Origin of the sequence: Flexivirga oryzae (assembly GCF_014190805.1) — a bacterium.
Taxonomy (GTDB): Bacteria; Actinomycetota; Actinomycetes; order Actinomycetales; family Dermatophilaceae; genus Flexivirga; species Flexivirga oryzae.
Genome location: NZ_JACHVQ010000004.1, coordinates 105,591 through 124,140, shown reverse-complemented (window position 1 = coordinate 124,140; position 18,550 = coordinate 105,591). Strand labels below are relative to the sequence as shown.

The following is an 18,550-nucleotide window of genomic DNA, read 5'->3' as shown; positions in this document are numbered from 1 at the left end:
AACGCGCGAGCAGCACGTTGCCGGTCAGCCCCAGACGAGCGCCTTCGCCGGGTCTTCGAGCAGTGCCGCGATGTCGGCGAGGAACCGCGAGCCCAGGTCGCCGTCGATCAACCGGTGGTCGAACGACAGGCCGAGCTGGGTCACCTGGCGCGGCACGATCTGGTCGACGCCGTCGTCGTCGGTGACGACCCACGGCATCTTGCGGACCTGCCCGAAGGCGAGGATCGCCGACTCCCCCGGGTTGATGATCGGGGTGCCGGTGTCGACGCCGAAGACGCCCACGTTGGTGATGGTGATCGTCCCGCCGGACATGTCCGCCGGCGGCGTGCGGCCCTCGCGGGCGGTGCCGACGAGCGCGCCGAGCGCCTCACCGAGCTCGCGCATCGACATCCGGTCGGCGTCCTTGATGTTGGGGACGACCAGGCCACGCGGCGTCGCCGCTGCGATGCCGAGGTTGACGTAATGCTTGATCACGATCTCCTGGGCGGCCTCGTCCCAGGTCGCGTTGACACCCGGATTGCGTTTGATCGCAACGCAGAGCGCCTTGGCGAGCACCAGCAGCGGGGTGACCTTGAGGTCGCGGAAGTCCCGGTCGGATTTCAGCCGCTCGACCAGCTCCATGGTGCGGGTCATGTCGATCGTGACGAACTCGGTCACGTGCGGAGCGGTGAACGCCGACCCGACCATCGCCTGCGCGGTCATCTTACGCACGCCCTTGACCGGAACCCGGGTCTCCCGCGCCCCGTCGTATGACGCGGCAGCCGCAACCGGCGCAGCGGCTGCCCCGCCGCCGGCGATGAACGACTCGACGTCGGCCCGGCTGATCACGCCGTCCTCACGGGTCGGCTGCACCTGCGACAGGTCGATCCCATTGTCCTTGGCGAACTTCCGCACCGGCGGCTTGGCCAGCACCTTGCCGCCCGACGGGGCGAACGCCCCACCGGCACGGCTGCGCGTCGGCGCCGGTATGTCGTCGCGCGGCACCGGTGCGCTCGGCAACGCGTCGGTCGCGACGTGCAGGTGCAGGTCCGGCGCGGGCAGCGGCGGACCCTGGCTGCCCGGGCCCTGGTTGCCCTCGAAGGCGCGTCGGGCCCGCCGAGTGGTGGCACCCGCGACCGAGCCGTAGCCCACGAGATTGGCGACCCGTTCGCCCGAATCATCTGGCGTCGCAGCGGGTTCCGCCGCGGGTGGGCCGGGCGCAACTGCGGGTGCATCGTCCTCCGCCCCCGCCACCTCGATCGCGACGATCGGTGCGCCGACCTCGACGGTGTCGCCCTCGGCGACGAGCAACTCGACGACGGTGCCTTCCCACGGGATCGGCAACTCGACGAGTGACTTGGCCGTCTCGATCTCGACCACGATGTCGTTGACCTTGACGGTGTCGCCCGGCTTGATCTTCCAGGTGACGATGTCGGCCTCGACCAGACCCTCACCGGGGTCGGGCAGCTTGAACTGCTTCACTCCCATGGAAATTGTTCTCCTCGTGCAAGATTCAAAAAGTTGTGGGCGTGTGGGTCTCGATACGGCTCGCCCAGCGGCTCACCTGCTCGACCCGCAAGCATCAGAAGGCGAGAGCCTGGTCGACGCTGTCGAGGATGCGGTCGAGGTCGGGCAGGAAGTCCTCCTCGAAACGCGACGGCGGGTAGGGGATGTTGTATCCGCCTACGCGCAGCACCGGCGCCTCCAGCGAGTAGAAGCACTCGCGCTGCACCTGCGCCGCCAGCTCCGCGCCCATCGCGAGGAACGTCGGTGCCTCGTGGACGACGACGCAGCGGCCGGTCTTGCGCACCGAGGTGAAGATCGTCTCGGTGTCCAGCGGTGACAGCGACCGCAGGTCGATGACCTCCAACGACTTGCCCTCCCCTTGTGCGGCACCCGCCGCGTCCAGGCAGGTCTTGACCATCGGGCCGTAGGTCAGCACCGTGAGGTCGTCACCGGCGCGCGCGACGCGAGCGCTGTTCAACGGCAGCGGAGCACCGGCGTCCTCGTCGAGCTCCACCTCCGCCCGCTCGTGGTAGCGGCGCTTCGGCTCGTAGAACAGGACCGGGTCGTCGGAGGCGACCGCCTGCTGGATCATCCAGTAGGCGTCGGCCGGGTCGGCGCAGGTGACGACCCGCAGGCCGGCGGTGTGCGCGAAGTAGGCCTCGTTGGACTCCGAGTGGTGCTCGACGGCGCCGATGCCACCACCGAACGGCACGCGGATCACCAGCGGCAGTCGCAAGTGGCCCAGCGAGCGCGCGTGCATCTTGGAGACCTGGCTGATGATCTGGTCGAACGCCGGGTAGATGAACCCGTCGAACTGGATCTCCACCACCGGGCGGTAGCCACGCAACGCCAACCCGATCGCGGTGCCGACGATGCCGGACTCGGCCAACGGGGTGTCGATGACGCGGTCCTCACCGAAGTCCTTCTGCAGGCCTTCGGTGATGCGGAAGACTCCGCCGAGCTTGCCGACGTCCTCTCCCATCAGTACGACCTTCGGGTCGTGCTCCATGGCCTTGCGCAGGCCGGCGTTCAAACCCTTGGCGAGAGACAGTTTCTGAGCAGTCATCACTTGCCCCCCTCGAACGACGCCTGGTAGGCGATGAACTCCGCCTTCTCACGCTCCACCACCGGGTGCGGGTCGACGTAGACGTTGTCGAACATCGCCGGCTTCGGCGGGTTCGGCATCTCCTGGCAGGCCTTGCGGATCCGGGCCGCCAGCTCGTCGGCCTCCTTGTCGACCGCGTCGAAGAACGCCTCGTCGGCATACCCCTTGCTGGCCAGGAAGCCACGCATGCGGGTGATCGGGTCCTTCTCCCGCCAGATGTCGACCTCCGCGGCGATGCGGTACTTGGTCGGGTCGTCCGATGTCGTGTGGGCACCCATCCGGTAGGTGAACGCCTCGATCAATGTCGGGCCCTGACCCGCACGGGCGGCGTCGAGCGCGGCCTTCGTGACGGCATACACCGCCAGCACGTCGTTGCCGTCGACCCGCACGCCCGGGAAGCCGAAACCGCGTGCTCGCTGGTAGGGCGGGATGCGGAACTGCTTGTAGTTGGGTTCGCTGATCGCCCACTGGTTGTTCTGGACGAAGAAGACCAGCGGCGCGTTGGCGACGCCGGCGAAGACCAGCGCCTCGTTGAAGTCACCCTGTGCCGTGCCGCCGTCGCCGGTGAACGCCATCACTGCAGCGTCACGGTCCGGGTCACCGGTGCCGACGTCGCCGTCGCGCTGGATGCCCATCGCGTAGCCGGTCGCGTGCAGCATCTGGTTGCCGATGACGATCGTGTAGAGGTGGAAGTTGTTGGCGTTGCTGTCCCAGCCGCCGTGGTTGACGCCGCGGAACATGCCGAGCAGGTTCTCCGGTGGCACGTCGCGGCACCAGGCGACGCCGTGCTCGCGGTAGCCGGGGAACGCGTAGTCCTGGCGGCGCATCGCGCGTCCGGCGCCGACCTGCGCGGCCTCCTGACCGAGCAGCGACGGCCACAGGCCGAGCTCGCCCTGGCGCTGCAGGGCGTGGCCTTCGGCGTCGATCCGGCGCACCAGCACCAGGTCGCGGTACATCGACCGGCCGTCCTCGGGCGTCAGATCCTCGACGATCTTGGCGTAGGCCTCGTTCGCCGGGGAGGTGGGCAGGCGGTTGCCGTCACCATCGACGAACTGCACCATGTCGGGGCCGCCATCGGTGATGTCGTGCTCCATCGGACCTGTCACCACCGTCTCGTGATGTCGCACGGGTGCGGGCGCCTGCGGCGCCGGCTCCATCGCATCGTCGGGCATGTGCTCTCCTTCTCGGGCGGCCGCGGGCTGGGTGAGCCGTGGCCTGTCGTGCACCGCAGCGGGGTCTCCGAGCGGTGCCGAGCCGGCTCGTCATACCTCTCGCAACAGTGGGTGCAGTTGTATGACGCGGCTCACATTGCCTTACGCGGGAAGGTTACCCTTCGATACGCCCTCCGCAGGCTCCGGGCCACTCAAGACACCTCGAGTCCGTTGAGCTCGTCGAAACGACAACCGGTGACCTCGACAAGCTCGGCCACCGCTCCGCCGCTACGCTCCGCCGGCACCCGACCAGCTGTGCGCAACCTCGAGCAGCCGGTCGGTGGCCTCGACCTCGCCGACGCTGCACCGCACACCGTCACCCGCGAACGGGCGCACCACGACGCCGGCCGCCTCGGCAGCGGCGGCGAACTCCGGCGTCCGGTCACCGAGCGGCAGCCAGACGAAGTTGGCCTGGGTGTCCGGCACCTCGAAGCCCAGGTCCCGCAGCCCGATCAGCAACCGGTCGCGTTCGGCGACCAGCGCCCGGACCCGCTCGTCGAGTTCGTCGTATGCCGCCAGACTCGCGATCGCCGCCTGCTGCGCAACATGGGACACCCCGAACGGCACGGCGGCGGTGCGCAGCGCAGAGGCGACCTGCTCGTGCGCGATGCAGTAGCCGACGCGCAGCCCGGCCAGGCCGTAGGCCTTGGAGAAGGTGCGCAGCACCGCGACGTTGGGCCGCGAGCGCCATACGGCCAGGGCGTCGGCAGCCTCCGGATCCCGGTTGAACTCCAGGTAGGCCTCGTCGATCACGACCAGCACGTCGGACGGCACCCGGGCGAGGAACGCCTCGAGCTCGTCCTGCCGGACCGCGGGACCGGTCGGGTTGTTCGGCGTACACACGATGATCAGCCGCGTGCGGTCGGTGACCGCGTCGGCCATCGCCGACAGATCGTGCCGGGCGTCACCGGTCAGCGGCACCGGCACCCCGGTCGCGCCGGAGAGCCCCACCACGATCGGGTAGGCCTCGAAGGACCGCCAGGCGTGGACGACCTCGTCGCCGGGGCCGCTGGTGATCTGCAACAGCGTGCCGAGCAGCCCGACGCTGCCGGTGCCGGTCGCCACCTGGTCGGGGTCGACGTCGAAGCGGTCGGCGATCGCCTCCCGCAGCGCGACCGTGCCTATGTCCGGGTAGCGGTTCATCGTCTGCATCGCCTCCCGCACCACGTCCAGCACGGACGGGAGGGGCGGGTAGGGGTTCTCGTTGCTGCTGATCTTGTAGGTCGTCCGCCCGGGCTGCTCGGTTGCCGGCTTGCCCGCGACGTAACGGGGGATGGACTCGAGGGTCTCTCGCAGTCGGACGGTCCCCGGTGTGGCGTCAGTCATAGTTCCGCAGCTTAGGACCCCACTGCCGGGCGCGTTCCGGGCGGCTGCCGGACGACGGCATGACAAGCTGGTGTCATGAAGAACTTCCTGGTCAAGACCGGTATCAACGCTGTCGCGCTGTGGATCGCCGCGATCGTCGTGCCAGGCATCACGCTGGCTCAGGACAGCAAGTCCACCGGCTCCAAGGTGTTGACGATCATCGTCGTCGCCGCGATCTTCGGCGTGATCAACGCGATCGTGAAACCGATCGCGCACTTCTTCTCGTTCCCGCTGATCATCCTGACGCTCGGGTTGTTCACCTTCATCGTCAACGCGTTCATGCTGCAGATCCTGTCGTGGCTGTCCAACTCACTGGGGCTGTCGTTCCACATCGACGACTTCTTCTGGGCGGCGATCCTCGGCGCCCTCGTGGTGTCGTTCGTGAGCATGCTGATCAACATGCTGCTCCCGGACGAGCTCGAGCAGCATTGAATTGATTGACCGGCATACCCCTGGAATCAGCGGCGTACCGATTCGCCCGGAATCCGTATGCCGGTCAATGCACAGGTATGCCGCTCGATCACCAGCGGGGTGGGCGGCCGTCCTCGAGGTAGATCGGGGCCGTGCCGGCGTCGAGCGCGGACAGCGCCCGCTCGGCGACCCGCACGGTGTAGTCGGCGGCGTGCTGCGCGAGCTCGGCGGGATCACACCAGTGCACGGCCCGAATCTCCCGGGGCTGCAGGCGTATGGCGGACAGCTCCTCCGGCGGCACCGCCACGTCGAAGAGGAACAGCGTGGCATCGTCCCAGCCGCGCCAGGCGGGTAACCAACTCACCGCTGCCAGCGCGCGGACCCGGGCGCTCACCCCGAGCTCCTCGCGCAGTTCGCGCACGACGGCGTGGGCCGGTGACTCCAGCGGGTCCACCACCCCGCCCGGCAGGTCCCACGGCTTCTTGTAGACCAACTCGCACACCAGCATGCGGCCGGACTCGTCCCGCACCAGCGCCTGGCCGATCGCCCGCTTGGTCGGTAGCGAGCTGTTCAGCCAGGCGGTGAAGGCGTCCCGGGTGCCCGGGACCGCATCGGTCGAGAGCCGGCCGAGCACGGCGGCGTCGACTCCTTCCCGGTACCCCCGCAGCACACCCTCCACGCGCAGTCCCGCGGCCGCTGCGGTCCGGAACGCCGGACGATTGCGCCGGTCCACGAACGCCTCCACCCGGCGCAGCGCCAGGTTGTCGAACGCGTGCTCGATGATCGCCCGGAGCGCGGCACCGGCCAGGCCGTGCCCGCGGAACTCGGGCCGGAGCTGCCAGGCGAGCTGGCCGGCACCGTCGCGGTGGTCCGGCAGCCGCAACGCGACGAATCCCGCCCGGACACCGTCCTCCTCGATCGCGAAGGCCAGCACCTGGTCGTCGCGCACCCAGGACGGCACGTCCGCACCGAGCTGCTCGGGCACATCCGGTCCGGTCAGCCGCTGCAGTGCCCGGCCGTCGCGCAAGGTCGGTGCGAGCGGCTGCGTCATACCCCTAAGCCTTGCAGAGTTCGATCGTTCGACTCCTCGCGGCCCACTCCCGGCACCGGACCCAAGCCGGTCGTCGTCTCACGGGTTCGATCGTTCGACTGCTCGCACCCGCCAGAACACAGTGCCCCCATCCGCCGGACGGCGGACGGGGGCACTGTTACCCAGGTCGAAGCGACGTGCGTCAGCCGGTGACCGGCAGGGTCGTCGTCGTCGGGGTCGGCGTCGGCGGCTCCGTGGTGGGAGGCGGCGTCGTCGGAGGCGGCGTCGTGGTGCTGCTCGACGTCGGAGGCGGCGTCGTCGACGTCGTTGACGTCGGCGGCGCGGTGGTGCTGCTCGACGTCGGAGGCGGCGTCGTGCTGCTCGACGTCGGAGGCGGCGTCGTGCTCGAGCTGGTCGTCGACGAGGTCGTGCTGCTCGTCGGCGCAGCGGCGCAGTCGGCACCGGTCAGGGCGACCCAGGTGCCCGCGAGTCCGGGCGCCAGGTTGATGTAGGCACCCACGGCGTGACCACCGACGGTCTGGGTCGCGAAGGTCACCGAACCCTGGGCGGTCGACAGGCCGGTGAACTTGGCCAGCGTGGTGGACCCACCGGTGTAGGTGCCGGCGGCGCCGCCACCGGACACGGTGACGCTCGGCTTGCCGGCGACACAGGTCGTCGTGACGCTGACGGTGGAACCGCCGGCGTCGAGCTTGAACGAGCCGCTGCCCGCAGACGCGGAGCCGGCGAACTCGACTCCGTACGGGTCCGCATAGGACCCGGTGGTCCACCCGGACGACTGGCCGCTGGTCCCGTCGGCCCAGGCCACGCCGTAGAGCGTGCTACCGGCCGCCGAGCTCGAGGTGCTTGTCGCAATCAGCCCGGAGGCTGCGGCCAGGCCGGCCACCAGCGAAGCCCCGAACAACGCAGTATTGCGTTTCATGGTCTTGCTCCCCTTCATTTGTCTCAACTTAAGTTCTGGGCGGTGGTGCGTGCCGTGCATGCCGCACGGCACGCACCACCGATGGAGCTAGCTCGCAGCGAGCGTCACTTGCCGAACGCGGTCAGGAAGCTGCCGGTCGGCTCGCCGAGACCGGTGACGTTGTCCCAGCCGCTCTTGACACGCAAGGAGTCGGCCGGCTCCTGCAGGCCCTCCAGGATGTTGTCGTGCGGCGCAGCGTTGAGCTGACCCAGCCACGCGCCATACGTGGTGGAGGTCGGCTTGACGTCCCTGATGTTCGCGGTGCCCTTCAGCTTGTAGAAGTACGGCGCCGCGTTGCCGATGTTGCGGCCGGTGAGCTTCTTGGACGAGGCAACCAGGGCAGCGACGAGCGGGGACGACTGGCTGGTGCCACCGCTGGTCGTGGCGTTCTGTCCGTCGAAGGTCAGGTAGATGCCGGTCGCCGTGTCGGCGTCCGCGCTGACGTCCGGGATCGTCCGCTTCGTCGTCGACCCCGTGACGACACCCTTCTGCCATGCCGGCTGGCTGTAGTCCTTGCTGACGCCGCCGCCGGCACCCACGGAGTTCTGCCAGAACGGGTAGCGGGTGACGTTCTTCAGGGTCGTCCCGTCCGGCTGGTCCCACAGGGTGTTCGACCAGCCGAGGGTGAACTTCCGCCCGCCCGAGCTGTTCTCACCCACGGCGGTGCCGCCGACCGCCGTGAAGAACGGCGAGGTTGCGGGGTAGCTCGGGTTCTTGCCGCGGGACGGCTTCGTGTGGTTGACCTCGATGCTGCCGTCACCCATGTCGCCGCTGCTGGCGAACAGGCTGATGCCCGTCACCGAGGCGCGCGCGGCGATGCGGTCGAACTGCTGCTTGAAGCTCGTGGTCTGGCCCGCTTCGTCACCGCCCCACGACATGGAGATCGTGCTCACCTTGTGCTGGGTGACCGCCTTGTTGAAGATGCTCACCAGTGCCGAGTCGGTCGGTGCGGAGGCGCCGTAGTAGTAGATCGACGACTTCGGTGACATGTAGTGCGAGATCTGGACGTCCATGTCCTGCTCGCCGTACACCTCGGTGTCGGAGCAGTAGGTCGGGTTCTCGGCCGCCGACTCGTCGTGGTAGCCGGACAGCGTCGGGTAGGAGAAGTTGTTCGAAATCGCGTTGGCCTTGCTCAGCGCGTCCGGGTCCGAGCACCACAGCAGGATGCCGATGTTGGTCTTGGCGCTCGCGGCCTTGCCGGCGTTGTAGAGCTTCACGGCCTGCTGCGGCGTGTAACCACACTGCGCGTTCGACATGTTGTCAAACTTCTTCGCCGTCACTGCCAGCCGCTCGCCCCAGTACTTGGCGCAACCGCCCTGGGCGGCCGCCGCCTTGACGGCGGACTTGCCGAGCGAGGTCGAGGACTTGCCGACCGGGGAGTCCGACTTCAGCGTCGAGCGCGTCATCGACACCGCGTTGGCAGCGCCGACCACGTTGTTCCTGATCGGACCGGTGGACCGCGTGCTGACGGTCGACAGGCCGACGACGCTGGAGATGCCCAAGGACTTCGGCACCAGCGGAGCGGCGTTCGGAGCCATGCCGGTGTGGGAGCCCAGCGTGACGCGCTGCATGGTCAGCGAGAACGCCTTGTTGACGGTCCGCACCGGTGCGGAGACCTCGACGAATCCGCTCGCCGCGTCGGTCGACGTGACTTTCAGGCCCTGCTTCTTCGCCCAGTCCGCGACCTTGTGCAACGACGCCTGTGACGCGCCGAAGAGGCGCGTGTACTCGGCCGGTGAGATGACGGTGCCCTTGGCGAGCAACGAGTTGAGCAGTGCCTGGTTACGCAACGGAACTGCGATGCTCAGGCTCATGTTGGTGCTGCTGGACGCGTTGCCGAGCGTGTGCAGGTTCGTGTGGTTCGACAAGGCGGTACGACCGGAGTTGGTCAGCCGCACGTTGTCGGTCGATTGCCCGGCGGCGTGCGCCATACTGGCACCTGCTCCTGCCATGGCGACAGCCGTGGTCAACGCGACGGCCCCCGTCGCGATGTGACGACGCTTCATCAAAAATTCCTCCCATTTAATTTGGCCTTGGTCCGCGGTCTGATGGTGAGGGATGACCGGAACACGGGTGTGGCGCGCGCTACACCCTACCGAAAAACTGAAAATGCGGTAATAAGTGCCCGCGACAAGTGCCCTCTCCTCCGTCGTCGACCCCCATCGACCGGCTCAGGCGACGATGTCGACAGGTGTCCCGGTGGGCAGTTTCGCGAAGAGTTTCAGCGCCGCGTCGGGGACGCGGACGCAACCGTGCGAGACGTGCCCGTTCCGGCCGTCCTCGGTCGGCCAGCCATGGACCGCAACGGTGCCCGGGCCACCGCCGTACGAGTCGAGGGTGTCCGAGTGCGCACCCAACGCGTAGATGACGGGTGAGAAGTTCTGCTCCGGGTCGACGAATCCGCTGAGCAGGAACGTCTGACCGACGGGGGTGGGCGTCGACGGCTTGCCCTGGCCAATCGGCCAGGTGCCCTTCGACGTCCCGTCGTGGGTGACCGTGATCGTCCCCTTGTCCAGCTTGACGGTCACGGCCCATTTCGTGCGTGCCTGGCCCAGACCCGCTTCCGGGATCCAGGCGGTCGCGCCGTTGGGCCGGGACGGCAGACGAACCTGCGCCCAGCCCGCCTGCGTGCGGATCACCGGCAGCCACGTGGTGCTGCCGATCTGCTTGTCGGGTATGACGGCGATCGGGTCGGCGCCCGGTTCGGCGAACGCGGGCATGTCCTGCGCCACCTCGATGGTCCGGCCGTCGCTGGCCGACGTGAGGTCGATCGGCGCCTTGGACACCTTGCCGTCGGTGGTCGCTCTCGGCAGTTTCGCGAGGACCGACTTCGGCACGTCCGGCACCGGTATGACGGCGGCGCCGGTGCCGCCCGTGCCGTTCGCCCCCTGGGAGTTGGTCGGCGACGATGCCGTCGGGTCGTTCCCGTCGTGCCCGAAGACCTTCACGCCGAAGAAGACGACGAGGGCCACGATCACGAAGCCGGCGACGACTCCCGCGGCCGACATACCGACCGCCCCGAGCGGACTCGAGCCCCCGCCCCCGCGGTGCCTGCCTGGTTGCGTCACGTCCCCCTGCTTCCTGCCTCGATGACCAGCGGTATGGCGCGCGCCGAGCTCCCTGCTGCCGGGCGCCGCACGGCATTGTCCACCGCGACGCTGGGATTCGCCGAATCAGCGATCGGTTCCACGGAGCGTCCCACCCTGTGAACAAATACTGACCGTTCGATCAGTATTTCTGGCAGAATGGGCGCGCGGCCGGCTGCGTGGTGGCAAGCTGGCCCGCGTGACAGGAACGGAGTCGGACCACGTGGAGACACTGGAACACGTCCGGGCGATGTGGCGTGAGGACCGCGCCTCTGCCGCGCAGGACATCGAGCTGATCGACGTCGGGGTGCGCGACGACGGCCTCGGCTTCGCCCGCACCCGCATGCGTTTGGGCGAACATCAGGTCAACGGGCACGACATCGCACACGGCGGGCACATCTTCCTGTTGGCGGACTCGACGTTCGCCCTCGCGTGCAACGCCGGCGGTCACACCACCGTCGCGTCCGGCGCCGACATCTCGTTCGTGACGGCGGGCCGGCTCGGTGACGTGCTCGTGGCAGACGCGAGCGAACGCACCACCTACGGCCGCTCCGGCATCACCGACGTCACCGTTCGTCGGGAGTCCGACGGTGCGGTGATCGCAGAGTTTCGTGGCAGATCAAGGAGACTTCGATGACGAGTGCCGACCGAGGCGAGTTGGACGCGGCCGAGAAGTGGTCGGTCGACGAGCTGCGCACCCACCAGCTGAAACGCCTGCAGGAGACGGTGGCTGCGGCATACGCCAACGTGCCGCACTATCGCAACGCGCTGGACTCCATCGGTGTCCACCCGAGTGACATCAACGAGCTCGCCGACGTGCGGCTGCTGCCGTTCACCGGCAAAGCCGACCTGCGCGAGAACTATCCGTTCGGGATGTTCGCGGTCCCGCGGACGCAGGTGGTGCGGGTGCACGCGAGCAGCGGCACGACCGGCGCACCGACGGTCGTCGGCTACACCCAGCAGGACGTCGACACCTGGGCCGATCTCGTGGCCCGCTCGCTGCGCGCCGCCGGCGTCCGGCCGGGCGACGTCTGCCACGTCGCCTACGGCTACGGCCTGTTCACCGGCGGGCTCGGTGCGCACTACGGCGCCGAACGGCTCGGTTGCACGGTCATCCCGATGTCCGGCGGGCAGACCACCAAGCAGGTCCAGCTGCTGCGGGACTTCGGCGCCCGCGCCATCATGGTGACGCCGTCCTACTTCCTGTCGATCCTCGACGAGATGACCGCCCAGGGCCTCGACCCGCGCGAGTTGCCGCTGCAGATAGGCGTTTTCGGAGCCGAGCCATGGACCGATGCCATGCGCGCCGAGATCGAGGAACGTGCCGGCATCGACGCCGTCGACATCTACGGGTTGTCGGAGGTGATGGGCCCTGGTGTCGCGATGGAGTGCGTCGACACCAAGGACGGCCCCACCATCTGGGAGGACCATTTCCTGCCCGAGATCATCGACCCGGTCACCGGCGAACCGGTCGGCGACGGCGAGGAGGGGGAGCTCGTCTTCACCTCGCTGTCCAAACAGGCGATGCCGGTGTTGCGCTATCGGACACGGGACCTGACCCGTCTGTTGCCCGGCACATCCCGGCCGTCGTTCCGGCGGATGGCGAAGATCACCGGCCGCAGCGACGACCTGATGATCGTGCGCGGCGTCAATGTCTTCCCGACCCAGATCGAGGAGCTCGCACTGCGGTACGACGGGCTGTCGCCATACTTCCAGTGCGTGCTGACCCGGCCCGGCCGGTTGGACGAGCTGACGGTGAACGTCGAAGCCGCAGAAGGCTTCCCGCAGGAACGGTGGGCACAGGTCGAACAGGACCTGGCACGTGACATCAAGGACCGCATCGGCACGTCCGCCCGGATCGTCGTGCTCCCGGTCGGCGGCATCGAGCGGTCGGTCGGCAAGGCCCGCCGCATCGTGGACCAGCGGCCCAAGTAGGACGGCACCGGCTCGAGCAAACGTCACCGCAAGGGCCGGATGCGTTCCAGCTGATCGAGGAAGTGGTCGACGGCGGCGGCGTCATACCCTCCGCGCCCGGGGCGCGCCATGTGGAACTTCGCACTCTGGATGTCCGGCAGCGGCTCGCCGTTCGCCATGGCCCGCAGCACGTTGTCGAGGAAGTCGTCGACCTGATCGGTTTCGTAGGAAGACCCGAACCGGGTTGACACGAAGGTGATCTCGCGCACCCAGACCTGCTGCTCCCGGCTCCAGGTCAAGCGCTGCTGCGTCTGCTTCGGGTCCTCCGGCGCGGCCGCCTCCTCGATCTGCTGCGTCATGTCGAACTGCCGTTGCCACTCGGCGATGTTGTCGAACAGCGCCGTGACCGACTCCGGGGAGTAGCCCTCGCGGAACCGGGATCGCCGCAGTCCCGCCGTACTGATCGGCGGCACCGGTTGCCCGGTGCGCATCAGTGACAGGACGCGATCCAGCTGTCGCTTGACGTCGGCGACGACGTAACCACCGCGTTGCTGCACGGTGAGCACAGGATTCTCGACACGGGCAATGTGATCAGCTGTCCACGGGGTCCTCGCCACGGGCTCCATCCTTGCACCGTAGCCTTGGTGGCCATGCGGGTACTCGTCTCCGGCGGCGCCGGTTACATCGGATCGCACACTGCGCTGTCGCTGCTCGACAACGGGCATGACGTTGTCATCGTCGACGACTTCGCCAACAGCAAGCCGACGGTGCTCGGCCGGCTCGAAGCGCTCGCGGGCAAGACCATCCCGTTGCACGCCTTCGACCTGACCGATGTGGACAAGACCGAGCACCTCTTCGCCCAGGAGAAGTTCGACGCGGTCATCCATTTCGCCGGACTGAAGGCCGTCGGCGAGAGCGTCGAGAAGCCGCTCGCCTACTACCGCAACAACCTCGACAGCACGTTCTCGCTGCTGCACGCGATGACCCGGCACGGTGTGGACAAGCTGGTCTTCTCCTCGTCGGCGACCGTGTACGGCGACCACGCCCCCGTGCCGTATCACGAGGACTACGAGCCGCTTTCGGCGTCATCGCCGTACGGCAGGACGAAGGTGATGATCGAGCGGGTGATCACCGACGTCGCGAGCATCACCAAGGACTTCCGGGTCGCCCTGCTGCGCTACTTCAACCCCGTCGGCGCGCACCCCTCCGGCCGCATCGGCGAGGATCCCCAGGGGATCCCGAACAACCTCATGCCGTTCATCGCCCAGGTGGCGGTGGGGCGCCGGGACAAGCTGACCGTCTTCGGCGACGACTACCCCACGGACGACGGCACCTGCGAGCGCGATTACATCCACGTCATGGACCTCGCGGAGGGGCACGTTGCTGCGCTCGAGCACCTGCCGGCGATGGGCGAGCCGGTGCGCGCATTCAACCTCGGCACCGGGCAGGGCACCTCGGTGCTGCAGTTGTTGCACGCTTTCGAGCGTGCGGTCGGGCACGAGCTGCCCCACGAGATCGGGCCGCGCCGTGCCGGCGACCTGGCGGCGTACTGGGCCGACCCGACCCGCGCCCACACCGAACTGGGCTGGCACGCCACACGCACCATCGACGACATGTGCGCCGACACGTGGCGCTGGCAGTCCGACAACCCGCAGGGCTTCCCGGACTGAACAACTCATCGAAAGGAGCACCACCGCACCGACAGGAGCACAAATCCGACCGGTATTCCTGCTCCGCTCGGTCGGGATGTGCTCCCCTCGATCGGGGTGGGACCGCGTCAGCGGTGGTGCGCGGCAAGTGTTGGCTTGTCACCCCGGTGGCGCTCGACGTACGCCACGCACTGTGCGTGCGTGTCGGGACCGAACGCAACGCGCCAGTCGACGGGGATCTGTGCGGCACAGGGCCAGATGGTGCAGCGGCCGACTCGACCTATCAGCACGAAATAAAGCTCTGTGTCCGGCGTACCGGACATCGTGACCCTCCAGCTCCTACCAAGCCCCCGAGCTTCATACGACCCGTTTCCAGTGTGACGCATGCGAGGCTCGGTCCGCAGGAGGTTCCGCCGAAGGGGCCCGATCGGTCGGAACCATCCACAGGGGTCATCGCGTCAACGTCGCGACATACAAAGCCGCCACAGCGCGGACGAGAAGGAGTTCCAGTCATGCGCCGTCGCCTGTCGCACGCCGTCACCGTAAGTGCCATGGCCATCCTGCTCGCCGCGGGTGGCGGAGCCCTCGCCGCAGGCCCGGCCTCGGCCGCCGGCCAGACCGACGCCCTGTCACCCACGAACGCGAACCTCACCAAGTACACGACCCAGAAGCTGGCGTGGAGCGCGGCCCTGTGCCCGCAGGAGGTCAAGGAACTCGGCAAGGCAGCGGCCCGGTCACAATGTGCACGGGTCAAGGCACCCAAGGACTACGCCGACCCGGGCAAGGGCGACATCACCCTGATGGTGACTCGCACCACGCCCGAAAAGGCCTCCCACAACAACAGATTCGTCTTCACCAACCCGGGTGGCCCGGGTGGCCCCGATGCACGCTTCTCGGTGATTGTGGCGTCGATGTCCCCGATGGGCCAGACCGAGACCGTCATCGGGGTCGACCCCCGCGGCACCGGCGAGAGCACGCCGGTGAGCTGTGACCAGCCCAAGAGCAATGTCAAGGACAGCCACCAGCTCACCCCGGCCAACGTCAAGGCGCTGCAGACCGCCGTCAAGGCGTCGGTGGACAAGTGCGTGGCGCAACACGGTGATTACCTGCCCTACATCACGACCGACAACACCGCGCGAGATCAGGACCTGGTCCGACGGCTGCTCGGTGCCAAGACGATCGACTACTACGGTGTCTCGGCGGGCACGTGGCTCGGCGCCCACTACGCCACACTTTTCCCGTCGCACGTCGGGCGTTTCGTGCTCGACAGCAACACCGACTTCACCTCGAGCTTCCAGAGCAGCTTCGGCTACCAGCCGATGGGTTTCCAGCGCCGCTTCTCCGATCAGTTCCAGCCGTGGGCCGCCCGTCACAACGACACGTACCACCTGGGATCCACCAAGTCCGCCGTGAACGCGACCTACCTGCGGGTGCGCAAGGCCGCCGTCAACGGCGAGCTCGGCTTCTTCTCGGCGAACGTCGTGGACAACGTGATGGCCCAGCAGATGTACTCCGACAAGGGGCTCATCACGGCGGCGAAGTTCCTCGGCTTCCTCGACGAGGCACGCCAGGGTGACAAGCTCGCGCTCTACCAGGCGTTCGCGCTGCTCTCCACCGGGTCGGACAGCTACACCGACAACCGTGAGTCGACCACCTTCATGGCCACGACCTGCAACGACACCTCGTGGAAGAAGGACCCGAACTACTACGTCACCAAGGCGCGCAGCCTCGGCCCGCAGTACCCGCTGCTGGGCTACAACCAGGTCGTGAGCCAGTGCGCGTACTGGCCCTACAAGGCCAAGAACACCAAGATCGACCTGTCCAAGGCACCCAGGATCCTGATGGTCGACAACACACTCGACCCGGCCACGCCGTACGAAGGCGCCGTGGACGCCCACCGGAAGGCACCCAACACGGTGCTGCTCACCGTCAACAACCAGGGTTTCCACGGCGCGGTGATCGGCAGCAAGAACACCTGCGTCACCGACGCGGCATACGGCTTCCTGATGAACGGCAAGCAGCTGCAACACGATTCGGTCTGCCAGGGCCTGCCGTTGCCGGGCGACAGCAAGGTCTACCCGGTCGGCAAGCAGGTCTCCGGACCGGCCCCCAGCGAGGTCCAGCACAAGTCGAAGACCCCGCCGCACAAGTCCGAGAGCCTCGGCGACACCATCCTCGACCTGCTCGGCAAGCTGATCGGCGACATCCTCGGCGGCACCCACTCCTGAGTCGCTGCGACTCGCCGCCTCCCTCGCCGAGAGGCTCACCACGGCACCGAGAGGCTCAGAAATCCGGGCGATTCGACCCGGTATTTCTGAGCCTCTCGGTATGTATGTGAGCCTCTCGGCGTGGAGGGAGGGGGCGCGCGTCGGAGGTGGGCGCGCGTCTGAGGTGGGGGGCGTGCGTTGGGGTGGGCGCGCTACATCTGGTCGGGGGACTCGATGCCCAGCAGGTCCAGACCCTTGACCAGCACCTTGCGGGTCAGCGCGCACAGCGCGAGACGGCTGTCGCGCACCGCCGCGTCCTCCGCCTTCAGCACCGGGCAGTGCTCGTAGAACGCCGTGAAGGTCGTGGCCAGGTCGTAGAGGTATGCCGCCAGCCGGTGCGGCTCGAGCGTCTCGCCCACCTCGGCCACCACGGGTCCGAAGTCCAGCAGCCGCAACGCAAGGGCCCGCTCGTCCGGTTCGGTCAGGATGATGGGGCCGTTGACCTCGACCGCGTCGGCCCGCGACAGGATCGATCGGATCCGCGCCGTTGCGTATTGCAGGTAGGGGCCGGTGTTGCCCTGCAGCGCCAGCATCCGGTCCAGGTCGAAGGTGTAGCCGGAGTCGTGCGACACCGACAGGTCGGCATACTTGATCGCGCCGATGCCGACCTGGTGCGCGATCGACGCCCGCTCCTCCGCGGACAGATCCGGGCGCGACTCGGCGACCACCTCGGCGGCACGCTGCAGCGCCGAATCCACCAGGAACTGCAGCGAGATCAGGTCTCCGGACCGGGTCCGCAGGATCTTGCCGTCGGTGCCGACGACATTGCCGATCTGCACGTGGATCGGCTCGGTGCCCTGGATCCAGCCGGCCTTGTCGGCGGCCGCCCAGACCATCCGGAAGTGCAGGTTCTGCGGGGCGCCGACGACATACAGTGCCCGGTTGGCGTGCAGGTCGAGCGAGCGGTGCCGGATGGTCGCCAGATCCGTTGTCGCATAACCGTATCCGCCGTCGGACTTGCGGATGATGAGCGGCACCGGTTTGTCGTCACGGCCGGTGAACTCGTCCTGGAAGACGCACAGGGCGCCATCGCTGACGACGGCGATGCCCTTGGCCTCCAATGTGTCGCAGACCTCGGCGAGCTCGTCGTTGTAGGACGACTCCCCGCGCAGGTCGTCATCGGTCAGTGTGATGCCCAGGTCGCGGTAGACCCGGTTGATGTAGGTGCGGGTGAAGTCCATGATCTTCACCCACAGCCGTTTGCTCTCGGCGTCTCCGCTCTGCAGCGTGGCCACCCGGGCCCGCGCTCTCACCGCGAAATCACCTGCTGAGCCAGCAGGTTCGGCCTTCGCCGAGTTGACGACTCGTTCCTCATCGTCGACTCGCACCTGCTCCTGATCCTGGCCGGCCTCCGGCCGGACGTCCGACGCGTCGAACTTGGCCCGCGCGGCACGGTAGAACGAGTTGGGGTCGGTCTCCAGCAGCTTCGCCTCGTCGCTGTCCTCACCGACCTCGAGCAGGTGCTCGATGAGCATCCCGAAGGCGGTGCCCCAGTCACCCAGGTGGTTCTGCCGGATGACGTCGTGCCCGAGTGCCTCCATCGTGCGCACCAGCGAGTCGCCGACGACGGTGGTCCGCAGGTGCCCGACGTGCATCTCCTTGGCCGCGTTGGGCGAGGAGTAGTCGACGACGACGATCTGGTGCTCGGGCGTCGGTATGCCGACCCGCTCGTCGGCCAGCTGGTGGTTGGCCGCCGCAGCGATCCAGTCGGTGCGCAGCGTCAGGTTGAGGAATCCCGGCCCGGCGACCTCGACGGAAGCGATCAGCCCGTCGTCCGGCGCGATCCGGTCGGCGATCGCCTGGGCGATCTCCCGCGGCGGGCGGCCGACCTGCTTGGCGAGCGCCATCGCGGCGTTCGCCTGGAAGTCCGCGTCGGTCTGTCGTTTGTTGGCCGGGCGGATCACCGGGTCCGCCTCTCGCCACTGCGGTCCGAGGGCATCGGCGAGAGCCTGCTGGACGCGTGTGGTGAGTGCGAGGGCCGGGTTGGTCATGCCGCTTAGGGTATGGGTTGCCCTGCACGGCGGACGAATCGATATCACCCGCTCAAC

General features: G+C 68.1%; 16 protein-coding genes. 5 read left to right on the top strand and 11 right to left on the bottom strand.

The genetic code is table 11. From position 1 onward, the window contains the following. Window positions 1-24 precede the first annotated feature (24 nt). The 4 genes from FHU39_RS19785 to hisC form a co-directional block, all read right to left on the bottom strand. Window positions 25-1,467, bottom strand: coding sequence for a dihydrolipoamide acetyltransferase family protein (locus tag FHU39_RS19785; protein WP_183322458.1), 1,443 nt, complete (start codon window positions 1,465-1,467; stop codon window positions 25-27). A gap of 94 nt (window positions 1,468-1,561) precedes the next feature. Next, window positions 1,562-2,551, bottom strand: coding sequence for an alpha-ketoacid dehydrogenase subunit beta (locus tag FHU39_RS19780; RefSeq protein WP_183322457.1), 990 nt, complete (start codon window positions 2,549-2,551; stop codon window positions 1,562-1,564). Then, window positions 2,551-3,762 carry a pyruvate dehydrogenase (acetyl-transferring) E1 component subunit alpha gene (gene pdhA, locus FHU39_RS19775; RefSeq protein ID WP_183322456.1) on the bottom strand — a complete coding sequence of 404 codons (1,212 nt, stop codon included), beginning with the start codon at window positions 3,760-3,762 and terminating at the stop codon, window positions 2,551-2,553. The genes FHU39_RS19780 and pdhA overlap by 1 nt, the downstream gene beginning before the upstream one ends. A gap of 267 nt (window positions 3,763-4,029) precedes the next feature. Continuing rightward, the gene (gene hisC, locus FHU39_RS19770; protein WP_183322455.1) at window positions 4,030-5,127 is read right to left on the bottom strand and encodes a histidinol-phosphate transaminase; all 1,098 of its coding nucleotides are present in this window, start codon (window positions 5,125-5,127) and stop codon (window positions 4,030-4,032) included. Between the two features lie 75 nt (window positions 5,128-5,202). Between hisC and FHU39_RS19765 the strand changes: the two genes are divergently transcribed. Beyond that, window positions 5,203-5,598, top strand: a complete 396-nt coding sequence (locus tag FHU39_RS19765; protein WP_183322454.1) for a phage holin family protein — start codon at window positions 5,203-5,205, stop codon at window positions 5,596-5,598. Between the two features lie 88 nt (window positions 5,599-5,686). Here the strand turns inward: FHU39_RS19765 and FHU39_RS19760 are convergent, their stop codons facing one another. The 4 genes from FHU39_RS19760 to FHU39_RS25095 form a co-directional block, all read right to left on the bottom strand. Continuing rightward, window positions 5,687-6,628 carry an NUDIX hydrolase gene (locus FHU39_RS19760; RefSeq protein ID WP_183322453.1) on the bottom strand — a complete coding sequence of 314 codons (942 nt, stop codon included), beginning with the start codon at window positions 6,626-6,628 and terminating at the stop codon, window positions 5,687-5,689. A 181-nt stretch (window positions 6,629-6,809) separates the two neighbouring features. Beyond that, window positions 6,810-7,547 carry a hypothetical protein gene (locus FHU39_RS19755; RefSeq protein ID WP_183322452.1) on the bottom strand — a complete coding sequence of 246 codons (738 nt, stop codon included), beginning with the start codon at window positions 7,545-7,547 and terminating at the stop codon, window positions 6,810-6,812. Between the two features lie 104 nt (window positions 7,548-7,651). Further along, complete coding sequence (locus FHU39_RS19750; RefSeq protein ID WP_183322451.1) at window positions 7,652-9,592, bottom strand: S53 family peptidase; 1,941 nt, start codon at window positions 9,590-9,592, stop codon at window positions 7,652-7,654. A gap of 165 nt (window positions 9,593-9,757) precedes the next feature. Continuing rightward, window positions 9,758-10,654, bottom strand: coding sequence for a L,D-transpeptidase family protein (locus FHU39_RS25095; RefSeq protein WP_183322450.1), 897 nt, complete (start codon window positions 10,652-10,654; stop codon window positions 9,758-9,760). 217 nt (window positions 10,655-10,871) lie between these two features. Between FHU39_RS25095 and FHU39_RS19740 the strand changes: the two genes are divergently transcribed. Further along, on the top strand, window positions 10,872-11,309 hold the full coding sequence (locus tag FHU39_RS19740) for a hotdog fold thioesterase (RefSeq protein ID WP_343066030.1): 438 nt from the start codon (window positions 10,872-10,874) through the stop codon (window positions 11,307-11,309). Then, window positions 11,306-12,607, top strand: a complete 1,302-nt coding sequence (paaK, locus tag FHU39_RS19735) for a phenylacetate--CoA ligase PaaK (protein ID WP_183322449.1) — start codon at window positions 11,306-11,308, stop codon at window positions 12,605-12,607. The genes FHU39_RS19740 and paaK overlap by 4 nt, the downstream gene beginning before the upstream one ends. 23 nt (window positions 12,608-12,630) lie before the next feature. Here paaK and FHU39_RS25090 read toward each other — a convergent pair whose 3' ends face one another. After that, the gene (locus tag FHU39_RS25090) at window positions 12,631-13,203 is read right to left on the bottom strand and encodes a DivIVA domain-containing protein (RefSeq protein ID WP_183322448.1); all 573 of its coding nucleotides are present in this window, start codon (window positions 13,201-13,203) and stop codon (window positions 12,631-12,633) included. A 33-nt stretch (window positions 13,204-13,236) separates the two neighbouring features. Here FHU39_RS25090 and galE point away from each other — a divergent pair, with 33 nt between their 5' ends. Further along, window positions 13,237-14,256, top strand: a complete 1,020-nt coding sequence (gene galE, locus FHU39_RS19725; RefSeq protein WP_183322447.1) for a UDP-glucose 4-epimerase GalE — start codon at window positions 13,237-13,239, stop codon at window positions 14,254-14,256. Between the two features lie 107 nt (window positions 14,257-14,363). On the opposite strand, the gene FHU39_RS25265 is transcribed toward galE, so the two are convergent. Further along, a complete protein-coding gene (locus FHU39_RS25265) occupies window positions 14,364-14,558 on the bottom strand; it encodes an MbtH family NRPS accessory protein (protein WP_183322446.1) in 195 nt (64 codons plus the stop codon). A gap of 228 nt (window positions 14,559-14,786) precedes the next feature. Here FHU39_RS25265 and FHU39_RS19715 point away from each other — a divergent pair, with 228 nt between their 5' ends. After that, window positions 14,787-16,463, top strand: coding sequence for an alpha/beta hydrolase (locus tag FHU39_RS19715; protein ID WP_183322445.1), 1,677 nt, complete (start codon window positions 14,787-14,789; stop codon window positions 16,461-16,463). Between the two features lie 191 nt (window positions 16,464-16,654). Here the strand turns inward: FHU39_RS19715 and argS are convergent, their stop codons facing one another. Next, a complete protein-coding gene (gene argS / locus FHU39_RS19710; RefSeq protein WP_183322444.1) occupies window positions 16,655-18,493 on the bottom strand; it encodes an arginine--tRNA ligase in 1,839 nt (612 codons plus the stop codon). Window positions 18,494-18,550: the final 57 nt, after the last annotated feature.